This window comes from Paenibacillus turpanensis (assembly GCF_011421635.1).
In the GTDB taxonomy this organism is placed as follows: domain Bacteria; phylum Bacillota; class Bacilli; order Paenibacillales; family YIM-B00363; genus Paenibacillus_AK; species Paenibacillus_AK turpanensis.
Genome location: NZ_WTLI01000001.1, coordinates 39,249 through 56,188 on the forward strand (window position 1 = coordinate 39,249; position 16,940 = coordinate 56,188).

The window sequence follows — 16,940 nt, forward strand, 5'->3', positions numbered from 1 at the left end:
TCGCTTTCCCTCCCGGTCAGCTGCTCTTTATTTTTTGAATTTGTGCGGCGCACGCCTTAAATTCCGGCATCCGCGACATCGGATCAAGCGCAGGGATCGTCAGCAAATTAATCGAATCGTTATGACCGAAATGATAAGGTACGAACACCGTATCCTTTCGAATCGCTTCGATCACCTTCACTTTCACGGCCATTTCGCCGCGGCGGGTAAACAGCCTCACCTGCTCGTCATGGGCAATGCCGTACTGCGCGGCCGTTTCGGGATGAACCTCAACGTACGGCTCCGGGCACATCGCCTTCAAAAACGGCGTGCGGCGCGTTTGACTTCCGGACAGGTAGTGATATACAACGCGTCCGGTCGTTAAACGCAGCGGATACTGCTCGCACGGCTCTTCCGCCGGAGGACGGTATGGCAGCGCACAAATTTTCGCCTTGCCGTCCGGGTAATTAAACTTCTTATCGAGGAACATGTGCGGCGTTCCTTGATCCTCTTCACTGCGGCACGGCCAGAATACGCCGTTGTTTTGCTCGATCTTCTCCCAGGTTGCTCCCGTATAATCGGCATAGCCGCCCTTTGTTGCTTCACGGAATTCATTATTGATATCGCGCGGCGTCTTCAAATGAGTAAAGTACTGCCCCCGTCCTAGACGCTCCGCAAGCTCGATTTGAATCTTCCAGTCCGGCTTCGCTTCGCCAAGAGGCTCCTGCGCTTTGTTAATTTTAATAATTCGCCCTTCGAGGTTCGTGACCGTGCCCTCATCCTCCGACCATGTTGTCGTCGGCAGAACCACATCGGCAAATTCCGCCGATTCCGAAAGGAAAAAGTCTGCGCACACCATAAAATCGAGCCCTTTCAGCGCAGAGCGTACATGGTTCAAGTTCGGCGCCGAGACGGCCGGATTGGAGCAGAGCAGATACAAGGAGCGAATCGTTTTCTCCTTCATCTTGTCAAACATTTCGTAGGCGGAAACACCAACGCCCGGCATTTCCGAAGGCTCGATGCCCCACACCTTCGCTACGGCCTCCACATGCGCAGGATTGTCGATTTTACGGTAGCCCGGCAGCTGATCGCATTTTTGCCCATGCTCGCGACCGCCTTGCCCGTTTGCCTGTCCGGTGAAGGTGGCCACGCCCGCCTTCGGCCGTCCGATTTTGCCGGTCACCAGCGCCATGTTCATGTAGCCGGACACGTTGTCCGCGCCCTTATGCTGCTGCTCGATGCCGCGTGCGAACATCACGATGGCGTTCGGCGCTTTGCCGTACAGATGAGCGGCGCGCACCAGCTTCTCCGGCGCAACTCCCGTAATTTCGCTCGTATATTCTGGAGTAAATTGCTTCACAACCTCCAGCGTTTCGGCGAAGCCGTTGGTATGCTGCTCAATAAATTGTTGATTCGCATAGCCATATTCAATGAGTAAATTAACCATACAGTTGGCCAGCGCCAAATCAGTTCCCGGGCGCAAATCCAAGTGCAGATCCGCTCGGCGGGCAATCGGCGTTTCACGCGGGTCGGCGACGATCAAGTAGCCGCCGCGCTCCTGCACCTCCCAGATGCGGAACATCGAGGTCGGATGGCATTCCGCCGTGTTGCTGCCTGCGATAAACAAGCAGTCCGTCTCATGCAGATCCGTCCACGGAAGCGTGGAGCCGCGGTCAATGCCGAAGCTGCGGATCATGCCGGCCGCTGCGCTGGACATACAGAAGCGTCCGTTATAGTCGATATATCTGGTTTGCAGCGCAACTCTTGCAAATTTCCCTGTTAAATAGCATTTCTCGGTTGTCATCGATACGCCGCTAAACACGCCGATGCTGCTGTTTCCATACTGCAGCTGCAGCTGCCTCCATCTGCGGGCGATCAGGTCGTAAGCTTCCTCCCAGGTCGCCGGACGGAAGCCTTCCTTCGTCCCCTTTAAGGAAGCATCCTCACGAATTAGCGGTGTAAGCAGCCGGTCAGGGTGATTCACCGTTTGATATGCGGTGACACCCTTCGGGCACATTTTGCCGAGCGTAACCGGCCAGTCGTAACGGGGCTCAACCCCGATAATCTTATTCGTCTTTGTGTTGACCCGAAGCTTCATCCCGCACTGCATGCCGCAGTAGCAGCAATGGGTGGACACCAAGTTTTCATCGGGATGGATGACGTTTTGTATTTTTTTCACGGCTGTATTATCCCTTTGCATCCTGGTTCGCCTCCTTGGCTTTAATCGTGTGTGTCGGAATTCCGCTAAACCGTCCGATTCGGAATTTCCGGCGGCAGGACGGGCACAGCTCGGCAAGATGATAGCCTTCCTGCGTCTTGAAGTTGATTTCGTTCTGCTTCAGCACCTCGATAACATCATTCGACTGCTCCAGCGAAATAAATTCGGTGCCGCAAGCCTGGCATGGCTTCATCGCCTGTGCACTGTAATGCTCGCGGTAATTTTTGACGAATACGCCAAGCGGGCGCATCGGAATATGAGCAAGCTTGCCGAACGGCAAATAAATCAGCGTTACGATGACGGAAAACTGATGGATCAAGGACAGCTCCGGATGCAGGAAGCCGTGCATCACAAGATTGCTGAAGGTAAGCAGCAGCCCGGTCACACTCACAAAAAGCAGCATGTACAGCGGCATAAAATCGTACATAAACGTTTGTTCCGCTCTCGCCTGCATGTTCTTCACCCGTCGGTAAAGCGCCATGCACACACCTGCAATGACCATGAAGGCCGTAATATTCAGCGCATTATAAAACAGGTAAGCGATGAAGCCGTCTGCACGCACGGTCATCAAATTCATGCCCATACCGACCACGTTGTACATGCCGTTGTCGTCCATCGTGAAGTACATCCATCCGAACACAAGCGGGAAGGTGACGAAACACGACAGCATACAGCCCCACCCGATCAAAAAATGCTGCAGCCAACGGTACGGCGCACGATTCCAAATGAAACGGTACAGCACCAAATTATCGGCCGAATTTACTGCGGTTTTGGAAGCTTTCCCTTGGAACAGCAGCTTCCAGCCCTTAGCGATAAACACCTTCGCCGGCGGCCGCTCGCTCCAAGCGAGAAAGCGGTAAAACAACCCGCCTAAAAAGACAATCGTTCCGACCATATAGCCGTAAAGATTTAAATCGATATGGGTGAACATCCGGGTTCCGATCAGAGACAAGAGGAACAAAATCAAAACTGAGAAAAACATGTTTCTAGCAAACTTAGAGGCAAATGCTCTATCGATTGATGCTTTGTTGTAGCTTCCTGCAGCCGTCTGCGGCTTCATGTTTATTCCTCCTTGCTTCGTTTGGTCGAGCTTCTTGTTCTTAATAGTAAGGGCTAGCCGGGAAACAAACCATCAGGGTTTCCCCCGAAACTTGCCGGGAAAAACCCTGATCTTGTTTCAGACAATTCATCAGCTTAACATTTCACTTCCGCGTTCTTCCGGAAATAGAACCAATAGGTAATCACCAAGCAGGTGACATAATAAGCAAGGAAAGCGTACAGCGCTGCGTCCGGCGCACCGGTTTTGTCGATCGCAAGACCGAACGCCTTCGGAATAAAGAACGCCCCGTAAGCACCGATCGCCGAAGTGAAGCCGATAACAGCCGCCGCTTCCTTTTGCTTGAAAATGACCGGAATCATGCGGAACGTCGAGCCGTTTGCAATCCCCGTTGTAATGAACAGCAGCAGGAACATGAGCAGGAAGCCGGTAAAATGGTGTACGCTTAGGAAATAGATAACCCCCACCGTTGCGCCCAGCATCACAATAATGTCCCAGAACGTAACCTTCGCGCCGCCGAGCTTATCGGACAGCCAGCCGCCCACCGGACGGATCAGCGCCCCGAGCAACGGACCAATGAAGGCGTACGTCAGCGGGTTGATGCCTTCAAATGATGTCTTTATAAGAAGCGGGAATGCCGCGGAATACCCGATAAACGATCCGAAGCACATCGTGTACAGCCAGCTCATAATCCATGTATGTTTGTTTTTGAATACTACTGCCTGCTCACGGAAGGAGGACTTGGCGGAAGCCAAATTGTTCATGCCGAAATAAGCGACAATACAAGTCAAAATAATCGGAACAACCCAGATAAAAGCCGCATTTTGCAGCCACTGCTGCTGCTCCGCCCCGTTTTTCGTTAAAATTTGCGCCGAGCCTCCGAGCGAGCCGAACACGCCAAACGTTACGATAACCGGCGTCAAGAACTGGACAACACTGACGCCAAGATTGCCTAAACCCGCATTCATGCCAAGCGCGGTGCCCTTCACCTTCTTCGGGTAGAAGAAACTGATGTTCGCGCTTGAAGAAGCGAAATTACCGCCGCCGAAGCCGCAAAGCGCAGCGAGGATCACCATAACGTAGTAAGGCGTTTCAGGGTTTTGCACGGCGAAGCCGATACCAATCGCTGGGATGAGCAGCGACGCGGTAGATAAAATTGTAAAGTTTCGTCCGCCGACAATCGGCACGAGAAAGGTGTAAAAGATGCGCAATGTCGCGCCGGTTAGCCCCGGCAGAGCGGCCAAGGTAAACAGCTGGTCCGGCGAAAACTGGAAGCCGACGCTGTTCAAATTTACCGCTACCACCGACCAGAGCTGCCATACGCAGAAAGCTAAGAGCAGCGCCGGGATCGAAATCCAAAGGTTGCGCGTCGCAATACGCTTGCCCGTAGACTCCCAAAATGCTTCATTTTCCGGATCCCACTGCTGAATCGTTGCCGGCACCTTCTCCGGCTGCTTGGGAATTCGCTGCTTTATTGTGGTTTGCATGCGCAATCCCCCCCGTTTTCGTTTAAGTACGCCTCGATTCTCGGGAATAAAATGTTGTTTTCCAAATGGATGTGGTCAAACATATCCGCTTCCAGCTCCTGAAGCTTCTGGAACGTGATCCGGTACGTGGTGCAAGCTCCTGCCGGCAGCTCAAATTGATTTGTCGTTTCGCGAATTTGCTTCAGCAGCTCGCCGACCCCGTTATGATCGTGGACGAGGCCTCCGATGGCGTGAACCGCTTTTTGCAGCGCCGCTCTATCATTTGTTCCTTCCGCCTGCTTAACGAGCGGGAACAGCACCTGCTCCTCCTCCGCCAAATGCAGCTCGATTTCCAGCTTCAGCTGGTGGTACAAGCGATGAAGCGGTTTCAACACATCCGGCTGATGTTCCCCGTGTACGCGCATTACCTTCGTTACAAATTCGCTTAATACCGGAAGCTCCTTCACTAGAAAAGCATGATGCTTCGTGGAAATGTGATCGACCAATTCGCCCATCGTTACCACTCGCCAGTCAACCGTCGCTGCCGCTCTTGCATCGGACTGCTGCTTCGCATCATTCAAACGCTGGATGACCACCTCGCGCTTTAGTCCTTTTAACGCAATGGCTTCCTCTAATGGCTTATGGCCACCGCAGCAAAAATCAATCTGAAATTCCTTAAATATATTGCTCGCTCCCGGAAAATCGGCAACAATCGCTCCTACCGTTTCTGCTCCGCTGTATGCTCCCATTTTCACAGCCTCCTCTATCCGTTAAGTTCTTCATTCATTGTAGATAAAGATGGCTTGTGTCCGATGTGATGGTCATCACCTGTCAGGTGTGAACAATATCACACGAAAAACCGTTGTGATGCGCATCACTTTCTTGCCTATAAAGCGGCTTTATAATCAGCGTATCGAACTGAAAATCATTCTCACCAACTATTCATCATTGGAGGCTGATTCATCATGGCAAAAACAATTGAATTCGACGCACGTCCTTATCTGAAAAAGAAGCTTGAGCCTTTTCAGCTCATTATGGAGAAGGTCAAGGAGCTGACACCAGAGGACACCTTCCTTCTCCACGCCCCCTTTCGCCCGACTCCTCTGCTCGCTCTAATGAAAACGAAGGGATATGTAAACCGTGTGGATCAAATCTCGTCCGATCATTGGGCGGTAACCTTTGTACCGAAACAGCGGCGGGCGGAGTTAGAAAAGGAAGCGGCATCGATTGAAGGATGCACCGGCGAGCCTTCAGTGGATACGGATGCTGCCGAATGTGCTGGCGGGGTTGGCCTTGTCGTCTTGGATAACCGGGGGCTGCAGCCGCCCGCTCCGATGGTACGGACGCTAAAGACTCTAGAGGAGCTCCAGCCGGGAGCTATGGTCCAAATTCATAATGACCGCGTCCCGGCATTTCTGATCGAGGAACTAAATACATTGGGCTATTCCTACAGCATTGAAGAGCAAGAGGATGGTTCCGCGAAGGTGACGATTACGAAATCGTAAAGGGGGTGTATTTCCATGTTCAGGCTGCCGCTATGCTTTATTGCCACCGGAATAGCCGGTTTCCTGCTTCATCAAGCCGTATCGTTCTTCACCTTGTCCTCGTGGCTCGTAAACCATCCGCGCAGTCCGGAAACATGGACTCAGGCGCACCTTCTTATCTTAGGCTGGGCCACAATGATTGCGATGGGCGCGGTTTATCAGCTGCTGCATGTCGTCCTGCAGCGCCATGTATTCAGCGAGCGCCTCGGCTTCGTCCATTATGCGCTGTTCACTTTAGGTACTGCCGGCATGCTCATCAACTATCGACTGGGTGCTGTCATGCCATTGGCATTTTTCGCGTCGTTAACCTTTAGCGGCATTATGGTTTTTGCCGTGAATATCGGGATAACCCTGCTTCGTGCACGGCTGTGGAATTCCGTGACGATCAGCGCATGCGGAGCGGTGCTCTGTCTTGTCCTTACCGGGGCAACTGGGCTCGCTATGGGATTAAATCTGGCCTTTACGTGGGCACCTGACTATCATTCAGCACTGTTTGGCGCGCATCTGTGGCTTGGCATGGTGGGCTGGTTCGGGCTGCTGATTACCGGCTTCAGCTACAAAATGCTCCCCATGTTTTATTTGTCCCACGGGTACCCCGTTCGCTTCGAAATCGCAGCGACGTCGCTATGGTTCGCTGCTGTTGTAGCCGGCGCTGCCGGAAACCTGCTTCAGCTTTCTCGGTATGTACAAAGCGCTGCATTATTGCTGCTTACCGTGTCTCTGCTCTGCTACCTCGCCCATATGCGCCTTATTTATAAGAGGAAGCATAAGTTTCCCGGCTCCGGTATCGCGTTCACGATCGCAAGCGCAGCCTGTTTGGCCTTCGGCGCGGCAGTCTGGACCGGATGGAGCTTTTATGCTCCGGAGGCGGCCGTATCCCCTGAAGGGATGCTGGCTGCAGGATGGTTTTATTTATGGGGCTGGGTTGGTTTTACGATCCTTGGCTACATGTCAAAAATCGTGCCTTTTCTTTGGTGGACGCGAAAATACGGAAATCTCGTAGGAAAGCAGAAAACTCCCTCGATGGCCGATTTACTAAATGACAGGCATGTGAAGCACAGCTTAATCGCAATCGCCGGGGCGCTAATCGTCGCGCTTGCGGGGCTTGTCGGCGAATGGCCTGCCGTCTCAGCCTTGGGAGGAACACTTCTCGCAGCGGGATGCTTCGTATATATGACGCTCATCGTGAACGTATTTCGTAAATAACGGAAGGAGTAGATTACAATGAAAACATGGACGGTAGAGCAAATTCAGGAGCTGCTTAAGCAGGTCATCGACCCGGAGCTAGGCATCAATATTGTCGATCTCGGCTTACTATACGGCATCGAAGTAAACGAAACGGATATCAATGTTACGATGACGTTAACTACGCCGGGCTGCCCGCTCCACGATACAATCTCTGGCGGTGTAGAACAGCTGTTAAAGCTTCAGGAAGGAATTCAATCGGTGCAGGTCGAAGTGGTCTGGCGGCCTGCATGGACGCCGGAACGGATGACCCCGGCTGCAAAGAAGCGGCTGCAGTGGTAACGAGGAGCCTTGGACAAAAACTGCGCCCATTCTACAAAAATGCGCTGCGGAAGGCGAATTATGCGGTTTCCCAGGAAATTGAAAAGCCGTATGGAAGAAAAAAAAGACGATCGCCGTTATCCAGCGCATCGTCTTTTTCGATTTGGGGAATGTTATTTTCCAATGAACATTTGTGTCCAATAATAGCGGTAGGAACCGCCTTTCGTAAGTCCAACCCCGATCGACGTAAACTTGTCGCTCAAGATATTGGCGCGGTGGCCCGGAGAATTCATCCATGCCGTCACAACCGCCTGCGGAGACGTTTGACCTGCAGCAATGTTTTCCCCTGCCGCACGATACGTAATTCCGAACGACTTCATCATCTCAAAAGGAGAGCCATAGGTCGGCGATTGATGGGAGAAGTATTTATTGTTCATCATATCCGCCGATTTCGCACGGGCTACTCCACTCAACTTAACATCCAAAGTTAATGGGTTTAATCCTGCCTTCGCACGCTCCTGGTTCACCAGATCGGAAACCTGCTTCTCCCAAGCTTCTATCGAGTCAGCAGCAGCCGTGGCTGGAGCACCCGTTGGAGCAGGCTGCGGTGCTGCCGGAGCTGGGCTCACCGGTTGGCTGGCTGCAGCAGGAATCGTTACACTTTGTCCCGGGTAAATCAGATTAGGGTTTAGCAGCTTCGGGTTGGCCTGCAGCAGCTTTGAAAAGGATACTTTATATTGAACGGCGATAGACCAGATGCTGTCGCCTGCTTTCACGATGTGTGTCGGTTGAGCGTTCGCGGAAGCTGCTTGAGGCAGCATAGAGATTGCGGCAACCATCACGCAAGCGGCAAATGCTTGTTTCCAATGTTTCATTGACGAAATCTCCTCCATTACATTTTGGTTTGGACGCTTCTTAGCGACCTGGGCTCCATCATAACGGATTCGATTCTGAAACGATACCCATAATATTTAACATGGAAAATGTGTGATAAAATAGTTGTTGCACAAGTGCTTGCTCCATGTTATGATACTACTTGTCCGAAAAACGATATGGAGCTGTGGTGTAGAGGCCTAACATGCCTGCCTGTCACGCAGGAGACCGCGGGTTCGAATCCCGTCAGCTCCGCCATTTACATAAGGACATTGTACGAGCAGCCCTTCTGGACTGCTCGTTTTTGCATTCATTTTTCACATCCAATCTACAAACAACCCCATGAGGAGATGAAATCAATGGTACGCGGCAGGTTTGCACCCACTCCCTCCGGCCAGCTCCATATTGGAAATGCACGCACCGCCCTGCTTGCTTGGCTGCAAATCCGCCGTTTAGGCGGTACCTTTGTGCTGCGAATGGAAGATCTCGACCGCCCTCGCACAAAGCCGGGCATGGCAGAGCAAATAATCGAGGATCTGCGCTGGCTTGGCCTCGATTGGGACGAGGGACCGGATGGTGCCGGCGGCCCTCACGCCCCCTATGACCAGAGCGAACGTACCGAGCTTTACGAGCACGCGCTGGAGCAGCTGAGGCAGAACGGCAGGTTATACCCCTGCTACTGCAGCCGGGCCGACCTCATGTCGGTCGCAAGCGCCCCGCATGGCATTGCCTCCGAGGGGCCGATATATCCCGGCTGGTGCAGGACGCTAACCGCCGAGGAACAGCGTGAACGGGCAGCAATAAAAACACCCTCTGCCCGCTTCGTGCTGCCGAACCACGATTGCCTTTTTCACGACCTTGTGCACGGCGACATGCATTACTCCGCACAATTCGGTGGTGATTTTATCGTAAAACGCGCAGACGGAATCATAGGCTACCAGATCGCGGTCGTTATTGACGATGCCGCCATGAACATTACGCACATCACAAGAGGAGCCGATCTGCTCGATTCGACTCCAAGGCAATTGCATTTATATGAAGCGTTAGGGCATGAAGCCCCGCAGTTCGCGCACGTCCCGCTGCTTTATGGCCCGGACGGAAGCCGCCTTTCGAAGCGGCACGGTTCCGTTGCTGTCCGCTCGATTCGGGACGGCGGCAGCTCAGCCGAACAGCTGATCGGTTATCTAGCTTGGACATGCGGCCTGCTGGACCGGCCCGAGCCGGTCTCAGCTGCGGAGTTAGTCCCTGGCTTTTGCTTCGACAAGCTTACGAAGGAGCCCTTTATCACTTCGGCTGAGCATCTTCACGCTTTAGCCAACGGAGTTTCACTTACATCATGATTCACGCTCTAAAATAAATGTTTCGGTCGCCTGCTTTAAAGAGAGGGCGGCCTTTTCCATATCCTCGGCCAGCTCCGTGGTTTGCTTTATACGAGCAACCTGATGGGAAGACGCCTCTGCCAAGCTCGCCGTAAAGCCGGCCGAATCGTTTGCAACGACCGCCATATTCTCCAAGGACGCAGTGACCTCCTCCGAACCGGCCGACATTTCTTGCGAGGCAGCGGATATATCTTGGATTTGCTCCGTTACGTGCTTCACCGATTCATAAATGCTGTGGAAGAGCGCGCCGGACTCCTTAACCGCCTCCAGGTTTTTGTTCACGTTTTCCGTTCCCGCCGAAATGGCTTGAAACACCGCCGATGAAGTATGCTGAATCGCCGTAATCCGCTCCGTAATGGATTTTGCCGACGTTTGCGTTTGCTCCGCAAGCTTCCGAACCTCAGCGGCTACGACGGCAAAGCCTCGTCCGTGCTCTCCCGCCCTTGCCGATTCAATTGCTGCATTCAAAGCGAGCAGATTGGTCTGATTCGAAATTTCCGTAATTAACCGGGCGATTTCCCCAATTTCCTGTGCTTGGCTGTTTAACGTGTGCACAGAACCATACAGCTTACCGGTTGCCTCGCCAAGAAGGTTCATTCCTTCAACCGTTCGGTCAACATATTTGTTGCCCGCTTCGGCATGCTGCAGCAGTGTCCCTGCAGATTCGCTTACGGCGGCTCCCGCTTCGGCAATACGCTGGATGCCAACCGCCATTTCCTCCATGACCCCCGCACTTTCTCTTGTTGCTTGGTTTTGCTTTTCCGTTCCTTCCGCGACCTGCTGAATCGACATGTACATTTCGTCCGTAAGACGACTGGACTGCTCGGCGGTGATTCGGAGTACTTCAACCGAAGAAGCGGTTTCCAATGCCGACTGACGGATCCCGCGGATCAACCCCTGAAGACGGTCCAAAAATTGATTAATTTCAATGGAAAGCATCGAAAGCTCATCACTGCCCTTAACCGGTATACGGTACGTCAGATCGGCCTCTCCGGAATTTAAATTACGCGCCGCCCGAAGCACAAGCGCCAGCTTGCGTCCGACCACCACACGATTGAGAATGAAAATAATTGCGATGATAACAAGGAATAGGACACCAAACTGTACAAGCAGCATCGTTCTTTGCTTGGCAATCAATGCATCCGAATCTTTCTTGGAAAAGGCAATCCGTACGCCGCCCCAATGCTGGCCGTCAATATAGAGCGGGTACGAAATGTCCCAAACCTCCGAAGAAGCTCCTTCCATCACACGCTCATATTTTTGCAGCAGCACCTGACTTTGGTCATTGTAGGCAGCTGCGGCGTAACCGACGGGATCATTAAACACCCGGTTCGCGCGGTATTTTTGGCTTACCAAGCCCGTATTCCCCCAGGTGTCCGCCGAAGCCGGCCCTTCCGGAGAGTAGCTGCGGTTATGCGTGGACACATATCCAATCGCTGCAGGATTATCCGAATAAGCAATCGGGATGGCAAATTGAATCGTCGGGTCCGCTAAAAATCCGTCAATCAGCGATTGCCAGCGCTCATCCGTATATCGATCATAGGCGCTTGTATATTTCAACTCGTACTGCCAAAGCGGCGCCGTACTTCCGTTAAATAAAGCTTGTTCTGCGGACATCTCCGCTGCGTTTGCTTGAAGCCGATGTTTTGCCGCCTGTTCACTTTCAGGAATAAGAGTAAGCTCGTCGTTAAAAATTTGCCGCTTCAACTCTTCTCCCTTTACATATGTACCATCGGAGAGCATAACCCCGTTTCGTATATCCTGCTCGGTAACCGCTTGCAGCGACTGGGACATAGACTTGGCTAATCCGCTGCCTTTATCCATAAGCTGTGCCTCCACATCTCGAGCAATGGTGTTCCATTGAAGAGATAGCAGCCCGAGCATGACGACAAGCATAACAAGTCCCGTGCTCAGCATAAATTTAGCCGATAAAGACGATCCCAATTTCCGTGAAGCTGATTGCACTCTGACCACTCCATTTGTCCTATGTATTTAGCCCTGATGATAATGGTTATCACTAGTCTAGGAGCCTATAATAACACGGAAAATTATGTATTGCTACTAAAAAAGACTAATTTTTAGTCAAAAAATACTACCCTGGAATTCATCCATGGGTAGTATTTTAGTCTTACATATTACTCTCCAGCTGGCGGAGTAAAAGAGCGGGAAGCAAATTCCGTATCCATCATAAAGAAGGCGTTGCTGTCCTTATCGATCCGCTTCAGCTTTTGAATGATGCTGTCAAACAACGATTCTTCTTCCACCTGCTCATCGATAAACCATTTTAAAAAGTGGATAGTCGCATGCTCTCGCTCGTCGATCGCAAGGTCGGACAATTCATAGAAGCGCTTCGTTACTTTAAGCTCGTGTTCATAGCCTTCCTGGAATGCCTGAAGCACCGATTCAAAGCTATTATTCGGCGTCTCCATTCCTTGGATTAAGGCACGTTCGCCCCGCGCATTGATGAAATGGTAAATTTTCATCGCATGGAAGCGTTCCTCTTCCGCCTGCACAATAAAGAAGTTTGCAAATCCGTCCAAGCTTTCCGCCGAGCAATAAGCGGCCATCGCCATGTACACATTTGCGGAAGCAAACTCGTAATTCATTTGGTCATTCAGCTTTTCCAGCAGTTTCGCACTAAGCATTGATAATCCCCTCTCCTCTAATTTGCTTTACCGCTCTCCTAACGCTTCCCTCACAAGCGGTCGTAAAGCGGTTGTTTCTTCCACATGAATGAGGGCGTCGTAACGCTCAGCCATTACCGTCGGTACGTAATTTCCCCATTCATATTTAGGGTGATATACGACACCAACCGCACGATGTCCTTTTTTTTCATAAAATTTGCCTGTTTTGTTGTCGAATCGAATCCAGACATTCTCACCATTTCCTTCTTTATGGAAATATTGCTCCCAGCTTTGCAGCTGCGCTTCCGGAACCTTCATCACCTCCGGCTCCGCTCCCCACTCCGTACCGGCGATTACCGATCCTTTGTAGGTAGAAAAACCGATGGCAAATGATGAGGCTTCACGTTCTCTCACTAGCTGGCCGACATTGACCATGCCTTCCCCAGCCATATCCGTTGCTCTGGCATCCCCAATATGGGTGTTGTGCTCCCAAATGACCGCCTTGGCATCCGGACCATGGAAATCAAGCAGACGGAACAGCACCTCCGTCATATGCATGTCTCTAATATTCCACGATTCGGCGTCGCTGCGCACCATCGAACGGTAATAGCGTTCAGCATTCACCGCCACAAGAGCATTCAGCTCCTGACTGAGCTGCTCTTCGTTTTGCAAATCCGCCTTACTGTATTTTTGTCTCATGGAGGTCAGCAGCTCTACAACCTCGTCTTCACAGGTGGCGGATAAAAACGCTGCCGAAACTCCATACATTTGCGATTCCTTATGGTAAGGCTCAAAGCAGTGATATGCCCGCTTAGCCGCCTGTATTTCTTCTGGGGACGCTCCTGTGCGCTCCAAATAGCTCATGATCTCGTCAAGAGACTCCCACAGGGAATACACATCCATTCCATAAAAACCGCAGGTACGCTCCTGCCCTTTCTTCAGCTGCTCTTGATTGTAATTGGACAGCCACCGAATAAGCTCAGCAGTCTCCCGGTTCGCCCACATCCACTCCGGCCATCTTCCAAACGCTGCAACCAAAGCATCCTCAGCGGAGGTTTGCGGCTTCTGCTTTACATAACGATTCATTTCATAACAGGAAGGCCAATCCCCTTCAACTGCGATGAAGGAGAAGCCATGCTTTTCGATTAATTGCTTCGTAATTTCCGCACGAATCGTGTAAAACTCCGACGTACCATGCGATGCCTCACCCAGCATTACAATTTTGGATTGGGCGGCCTCGTTGATCAGTGCGTCCAATTGGTTCATATCAGTAAAGGCTTGCAATGAGTCACTCATCCGCAATTAACCCCTTCCAGGCCAAGTCTCAGTAGGAAGTATGTCCCCTGACGCTGCGAATATTCTGTACCAAACGAGCCTTTTTTCGTAAAAAGATAAGAAAGAATCGCGGGTTCCTGAATAGGATGTTACATCGAATCATTTGGAGGGATGAAAAAGGTGGAGAACCAAAGGAATGAAATGGTGGCATCCAACCATGAACTACGGGCACTCGCAAGGGAGCAGCTGAAAGGGAACTGGGGCATTAGTATTGCGGTTGGCTTGATCTATATCGGAATATTTACCGTGTTAAGCTATATACCGCAGGTCGGCTATATTGTCCAACTTCTTATCAGCGGAGCGTTCACTCTAGGCATATACTTATTTTTTATCCAATTCCCGCGTGGAGGTGTCCCTCAAATTTCACAGCTGTTTGAGGGCTTTCAAAACTTTGGAAAATCGCTCGGACTATATTTACTGATCTCCTTGTTCACGTTTTTATGGACTTTGCTGTTGGTTATTCCGGGAATCATCGCTTCGTTCCGCTACTCCCAAGCCTTTTACATTTTAAACGACAATCCGAATATGAAGGTAATGGATGCGATCCGTCAAAGCAGCGAGCTGATGGACGGATACAAATGGAGGTACTTTCTTCTGCAGCTTAGCTTTATCGGCTGGGCGCTGCTGAGCATTGTTACATTTGGTATTGGATTTATTTTCCTACTGCCCTATGTATTAACGGCCAACGCTAACTTTTACGACCAGCTCAGCAAATCTCATGCCGGCCCGAAAATGTAACCTCCAATCATGGCCCGAAAAAACAAAGAAACAGCGGATTCATCATCTGAATGCCGCTGTTTCTTTTTCATTTCCCGTTATTATTCGCTGCAGCTTCCGCCGCTCGAAACTGCTGTACCGGATTCCACATTGATCTGATCCGAAACTGTATCCTTCACAATGTTGATAATCAATTGCAGCAAGTAGTTCAAGTCTTCCTGAGTTTGACGGAATTCGGTTACGATTGGATACTGATCAAGCTTGTCCTGCAGCTCTTCAATTTCCTGTTCGATCTTCTGCACCATCTTCTCATTCTGAAACGATTGGAACGCGACAATTTCCTTCTGCTTCCGCTTGATGGAGGAAATGATGTCTTGAATTTCTTTGTGGCCGCTGATTTTGCGTTCTGCTTCCTGAAACGTACGGACCTCGTCCGACGTCATAATAAGCCCTGCGAGATCCTCTGCTTTGGCCAAAATATCTTCACGTACCCGCAAATCGCGGATGTGGAACTTTTCAATTCCGCATCCTTCTCCGTGCTCATGATCATGATCGTGCTCGTGGTTATGTGCTGCCATCCTCTATCACTCCTTAACCGTGTGCCACGGTTTTCATCGGTGTTTCCACCAGTTCACCTTTGAGTACCCAAGTTTGCGGTTCCAAGACGCGGACATATACAAGCTGTCCTGTTAGCGCCTTATCTCCCGTAAAATGAATCAGCTTGTTCGTCCGTGTGCGGCCGGCGAGTACATCCGGGTTGTTTTTGCTCTCGCCTTCAACCAACACTTCGACAATTTCTCCTCGAAGTGCTTCATTGCCTTCCTTGCTGTATCGATTGAGCAAATCGTTTAGACGCTGAAGACGTTCTTTCTTGACTGCCATCGGTACGTTATCCTCCATTTCCGCCGCCGGCGTACCGGCACGTGGAGAATAAATGAACGAGAAGGCAAAGTCGTATTTCACTTCCTCGACCAGCGACAGCGTGTCTTGGAACTGTTCTTCCGTTTCCCCAGGGAAGCCTACAATAATATCCGTGGTCAGAACGACATCCGGAATCGCCGCTTTAATCTTACGGACCAGCTCAAGATAATGCTCGCGGCTGTACTTCCGGCTCATCCGCTTCAAAATTTCCGTATTTCCGGACTGCACCGGAAGATGGATATGCTCTACGAGGTTGCCTCGTTTCGCAAGAACCTCAATCAATCGGTCATCGAAGTCGCGTGGATGCGAAGTCGTGAACCGTACGCGCGGGATTCCGATGCTGCGGATCTCGTCCAGCAAATCACCGAAGCCATAGTCCATGTCTTCCAAGTCCTTGCCGTACGCATTCACGTTCTGACCCAGTAGCGTAAGCTCCATATAACCTTGACGCGCCAGCTCCCGTACCTCTGCGATGACGTCCTGCGGAAGTCTGCTGCGCTCCTTGCCGCGTGTATACGGGACAATACAGTACGTACAGAACTTGTCGCAGCCATACATGATGTTTACCCATGCCTTCATGCCTTCACGCTTCTTAGGAAGGTTCTCAATAATATCCCCTTCCTTGGACCACACCTCAACGACCATTTCCTTGCTATAATAAGCTTCCTTCAGCAAATTCGGAAGACGGTGAATATTATGTGTTCCAAAAATAATATCGACATGCGCGTGCTTCTGCAAAATCCGGTTGACCACCGATTCTTCCTGCGACATACAGCCGCATACGCCAAGAATCAAATCCGGCTTTTCCAGCTTGAGCGTCTTCATATGGCCAAGCTCGCCGAATACTTTGTCCTCTGCATTTTCGCGGATTGCGCAGGTATTAAATAAGATAACATCCGCCTTTGTTCGATCCTCGACGCGGATAAAACCCATTTCTTCGAACATACCCGCCATCGTTTCCGTATCATGCTCGTTCATCTGGCAGCCGTAGGTTTGAATATGATAATACTTCTGACCGCCTATGCGGCCGAAGTCCTTCATTTCCTCAGGAATCGCCTGCTCATAAATAATTTGCGTCTCTTCCTTGCCGCGCTGCTTTTCTTGTTTATAGGAAGGCTCCGAGATGATTTGCACATCGCGGCCCGGTATTCTAATTTTCTTCGCGTTCTCATCCTCAGAGAGAATCTTATAGGAACCGTTAAAATATTTCGAGTAATCCTTCGTTTCTTTCGACATCTGTTCACTTCCTCTCTATCATGCCGATTTACGATCTATAAAATCGCAAAATATCTAGCGGTTTGCATTTTGACATTATAGCATT

At 51.0% G+C, this 16,940-nt stretch carries 15 protein-coding genes and 1 tRNA gene; 6 read left to right on the forward strand and 10 right to left on the reverse strand.

Features of this window, described 5'->3' with window-relative positions:
- Positions 1-16 precede the first annotated feature (16 nt).
- The 4 genes from GQS10_RS00190 to ric form a co-directional block, all read right to left on the reverse strand.
- Positions 17-2,179 (reverse strand): molybdopterin oxidoreductase family protein, encoded by a 2,163-nt coding sequence (locus GQS10_RS00190; protein ID WP_166237785.1) that lies wholly within the window; start codon positions 2,177-2,179, stop codon positions 17-19.
- Complete coding sequence (locus tag GQS10_RS00195) at positions 2,166-3,257, reverse strand: respiratory nitrate reductase subunit gamma (RefSeq protein WP_166237787.1); 1,092 nt, start codon at positions 3,255-3,257, stop codon at positions 2,166-2,168. Before GQS10_RS00195 ends, GQS10_RS00190 begins: the two co-directional genes overlap by 14 nt.
- Positions 3,258-3,391: 134 nt before the next feature.
- Positions 3,392-4,741: a NarK family nitrate/nitrite MFS transporter gene (locus tag GQS10_RS00200; protein ID WP_166237789.1), complete on the reverse strand. Its 1,350-nt coding sequence runs from the start codon at positions 4,739-4,741 to the stop codon at positions 3,392-3,394.
- Positions 4,726-5,469, reverse strand: a complete 744-nt coding sequence (gene ric / locus GQS10_RS00205) for an iron-sulfur cluster repair di-iron protein (RefSeq protein ID WP_166237791.1) — start codon at positions 5,467-5,469, stop codon at positions 4,726-4,728. The genes GQS10_RS00200 and ric overlap by 16 nt, the downstream gene beginning before the upstream one ends.
- Positions 5,470-5,685: 216 nt before the next feature.
- Here ric and GQS10_RS00210 point away from each other — a divergent pair, with 216 nt between their 5' ends.
- From GQS10_RS00210 to GQS10_RS00220, 3 genes are read left to right on the forward strand one after another with little or no spacing between them, the layout of a single operon-like run.
- Positions 5,686-6,225: a DUF2249 domain-containing protein gene (locus GQS10_RS00210; RefSeq protein ID WP_166237793.1), complete on the forward strand. Its 540-nt coding sequence runs from the start codon at positions 5,686-5,688 to the stop codon at positions 6,223-6,225.
- Positions 6,226-6,240: 15 nt separating this feature from the next.
- Positions 6,241-7,470 (forward strand): heme-copper oxidase family protein, encoded by a 1,230-nt coding sequence (locus GQS10_RS00215; RefSeq protein WP_166237795.1) that lies wholly within the window; start codon positions 6,241-6,243, stop codon positions 7,468-7,470.
- 18 nt (positions 7,471-7,488) lie between these two features.
- Complete coding sequence (locus tag GQS10_RS00220; protein ID WP_166237797.1) at positions 7,489-7,791, forward strand: metal-sulfur cluster assembly factor; 303 nt, start codon at positions 7,489-7,491, stop codon at positions 7,789-7,791.
- 152 nt (positions 7,792-7,943) lie between these two features.
- Here the strand turns inward: GQS10_RS00220 and GQS10_RS00225 are convergent, their stop codons facing one another.
- Positions 7,944-8,645 carry a CAP domain-containing protein gene (locus GQS10_RS00225; RefSeq protein ID WP_166237799.1) on the reverse strand — a complete coding sequence of 234 codons (702 nt, stop codon included), beginning with the start codon at positions 8,643-8,645 and terminating at the stop codon, positions 7,944-7,946.
- A 179-nt stretch (positions 8,646-8,824) separates the two neighbouring features.
- Here GQS10_RS00225 and GQS10_RS00230 point away from each other — a divergent pair.
- Positions 8,825-8,901 (forward strand) — tRNA-Asp (locus tag GQS10_RS00230).
- 101 nt (positions 8,902-9,002) lie between these two features.
- On the forward strand, positions 9,003-9,983 hold the full coding sequence (gene gluQRS, locus GQS10_RS00235) for a tRNA glutamyl-Q(34) synthetase GluQRS (RefSeq protein WP_166237801.1): 981 nt from the start codon (positions 9,003-9,005) through the stop codon (positions 9,981-9,983).
- On the opposite strand, the gene GQS10_RS00240 is transcribed toward gluQRS, so the two are convergent.
- From GQS10_RS00240 to GQS10_RS00250, 3 genes are all read right to left on the reverse strand, one after another.
- On the reverse strand, positions 9,978-11,939 hold the full coding sequence (locus tag GQS10_RS00240; protein ID WP_166237803.1) for a methyl-accepting chemotaxis protein: 1,962 nt from the start codon (positions 11,937-11,939) through the stop codon (positions 9,978-9,980). The genes gluQRS and GQS10_RS00240 overlap by 6 nt on opposite strands.
- Before the next feature lie 218 nt (positions 11,940-12,157).
- On the reverse strand, positions 12,158-12,667 hold the full coding sequence (locus GQS10_RS00245; RefSeq protein ID WP_166237805.1) for a ferritin: 510 nt from the start codon (positions 12,665-12,667) through the stop codon (positions 12,158-12,160).
- 27 nt (positions 12,668-12,694) lie between these two features.
- A complete protein-coding gene (locus tag GQS10_RS00250) occupies positions 12,695-13,942 on the reverse strand; it encodes an erythromycin esterase family protein (RefSeq protein ID WP_166237807.1) in 1,248 nt (415 codons plus the stop codon).
- A gap of 159 nt (positions 13,943-14,101) precedes the next feature.
- Here GQS10_RS00250 and GQS10_RS00255 point away from each other — a divergent pair, with 159 nt between their 5' ends.
- The gene (locus GQS10_RS00255; RefSeq protein WP_341804976.1) at positions 14,102-14,719 is read left to right on the forward strand and encodes a DUF975 family protein; all 618 of its coding nucleotides are present in this window, start codon (positions 14,102-14,104) and stop codon (positions 14,717-14,719) included.
- Between the two features lie 80 nt (positions 14,720-14,799).
- Here GQS10_RS00255 and GQS10_RS00260 read toward each other — a convergent pair whose 3' ends face one another.
- Complete coding sequence (locus GQS10_RS00260) at positions 14,800-15,276, reverse strand: YlbF/YmcA family competence regulator (RefSeq protein ID WP_166237809.1); 477 nt, start codon at positions 15,274-15,276, stop codon at positions 14,800-14,802.
- Between the two features lie 13 nt (positions 15,277-15,289).
- Positions 15,290-16,855, reverse strand: a complete 1,566-nt coding sequence (miaB, locus tag GQS10_RS00265; protein ID WP_166237811.1) for a tRNA (N6-isopentenyl adenosine(37)-C2)-methylthiotransferase MiaB — start codon at positions 16,853-16,855, stop codon at positions 15,290-15,292.
- Positions 16,856-16,940: the final 85 nt, after the last annotated feature.

Bases quoted from the DNA above. Each gene is read 5' to 3' on its own strand.
- GQS10_RS00215 (WP_166237795.1), top strand. From the start codon at position 6,241: ATGTTCAGGCTGCCGCTATGCTTTATTGCCACCGGAATAGCCGGTTTC.
- GQS10_RS00190 (WP_166237785.1), bottom strand. From the start codon at position 2,179: ATGCAAAGGGATAATACAGCCGTGAAAAAAATACAAAACGTCATCCAT.
- miaB (WP_166237811.1), bottom strand. From the start codon at position 16,855: ATGTCGAAAGAAACGAAGGATTACTCGAAATATTTTAACGGTTCCTAT.
- gluQRS (WP_166237801.1), top strand. From the start codon at position 9,003: ATGGTACGCGGCAGGTTTGCACCCACTCCCTCCGGCCAGCTCCATATT.
- GQS10_RS00240 (WP_166237803.1), bottom strand. From the start codon at position 11,939: ATGCTGAGCACGGGACTTGTTATGCTTGTCGTCATGCTCGGGCTGCTA.
- GQS10_RS00245 (WP_166237805.1), bottom strand. From the start codon at position 12,667: ATGCTTAGTGCGAAACTGCTGGAAAAGCTGAATGACCAAATGAATTAC.
- GQS10_RS00195 (WP_166237787.1), bottom strand. From the start codon at position 3,257: ATGAAGCCGCAGACGGCTGCAGGAAGCTACAACAAAGCATCAATCGAT.
- GQS10_RS00225 (WP_166237799.1), bottom strand. From the start codon at position 8,645: ATGAAACATTGGAAACAAGCATTTGCCGCTTGCGTGATGGTTGCCGCA.
- GQS10_RS00250 (WP_166237807.1), bottom strand. From the start codon at position 13,942: ATGAGTGACTCATTGCAAGCCTTTACTGATATGAACCAATTGGACGCA.
- ric (WP_166237791.1), bottom strand. From the start codon at position 5,469: ATGGGAGCATACAGCGGAGCAGAAACGGTAGGAGCGATTGTTGCCGAT.
- GQS10_RS00200 (WP_166237789.1), bottom strand. From the start codon at position 4,741: ATGCAAACCACAATAAAGCAGCGAATTCCCAAGCAGCCGGAGAAGGTG.
- GQS10_RS00220 (WP_166237797.1), top strand. From the start codon at position 7,489: ATGAAAACATGGACGGTAGAGCAAATTCAGGAGCTGCTTAAGCAGGTC.
- GQS10_RS00210 (WP_166237793.1), top strand. From the start codon at position 5,686: ATGGCAAAAACAATTGAATTCGACGCACGTCCTTATCTGAAAAAGAAG.
- GQS10_RS00260 (WP_166237809.1), bottom strand. From the start codon at position 15,276: ATGGCAGCACATAACCACGAGCACGATCATGATCATGAGCACGGAGAA.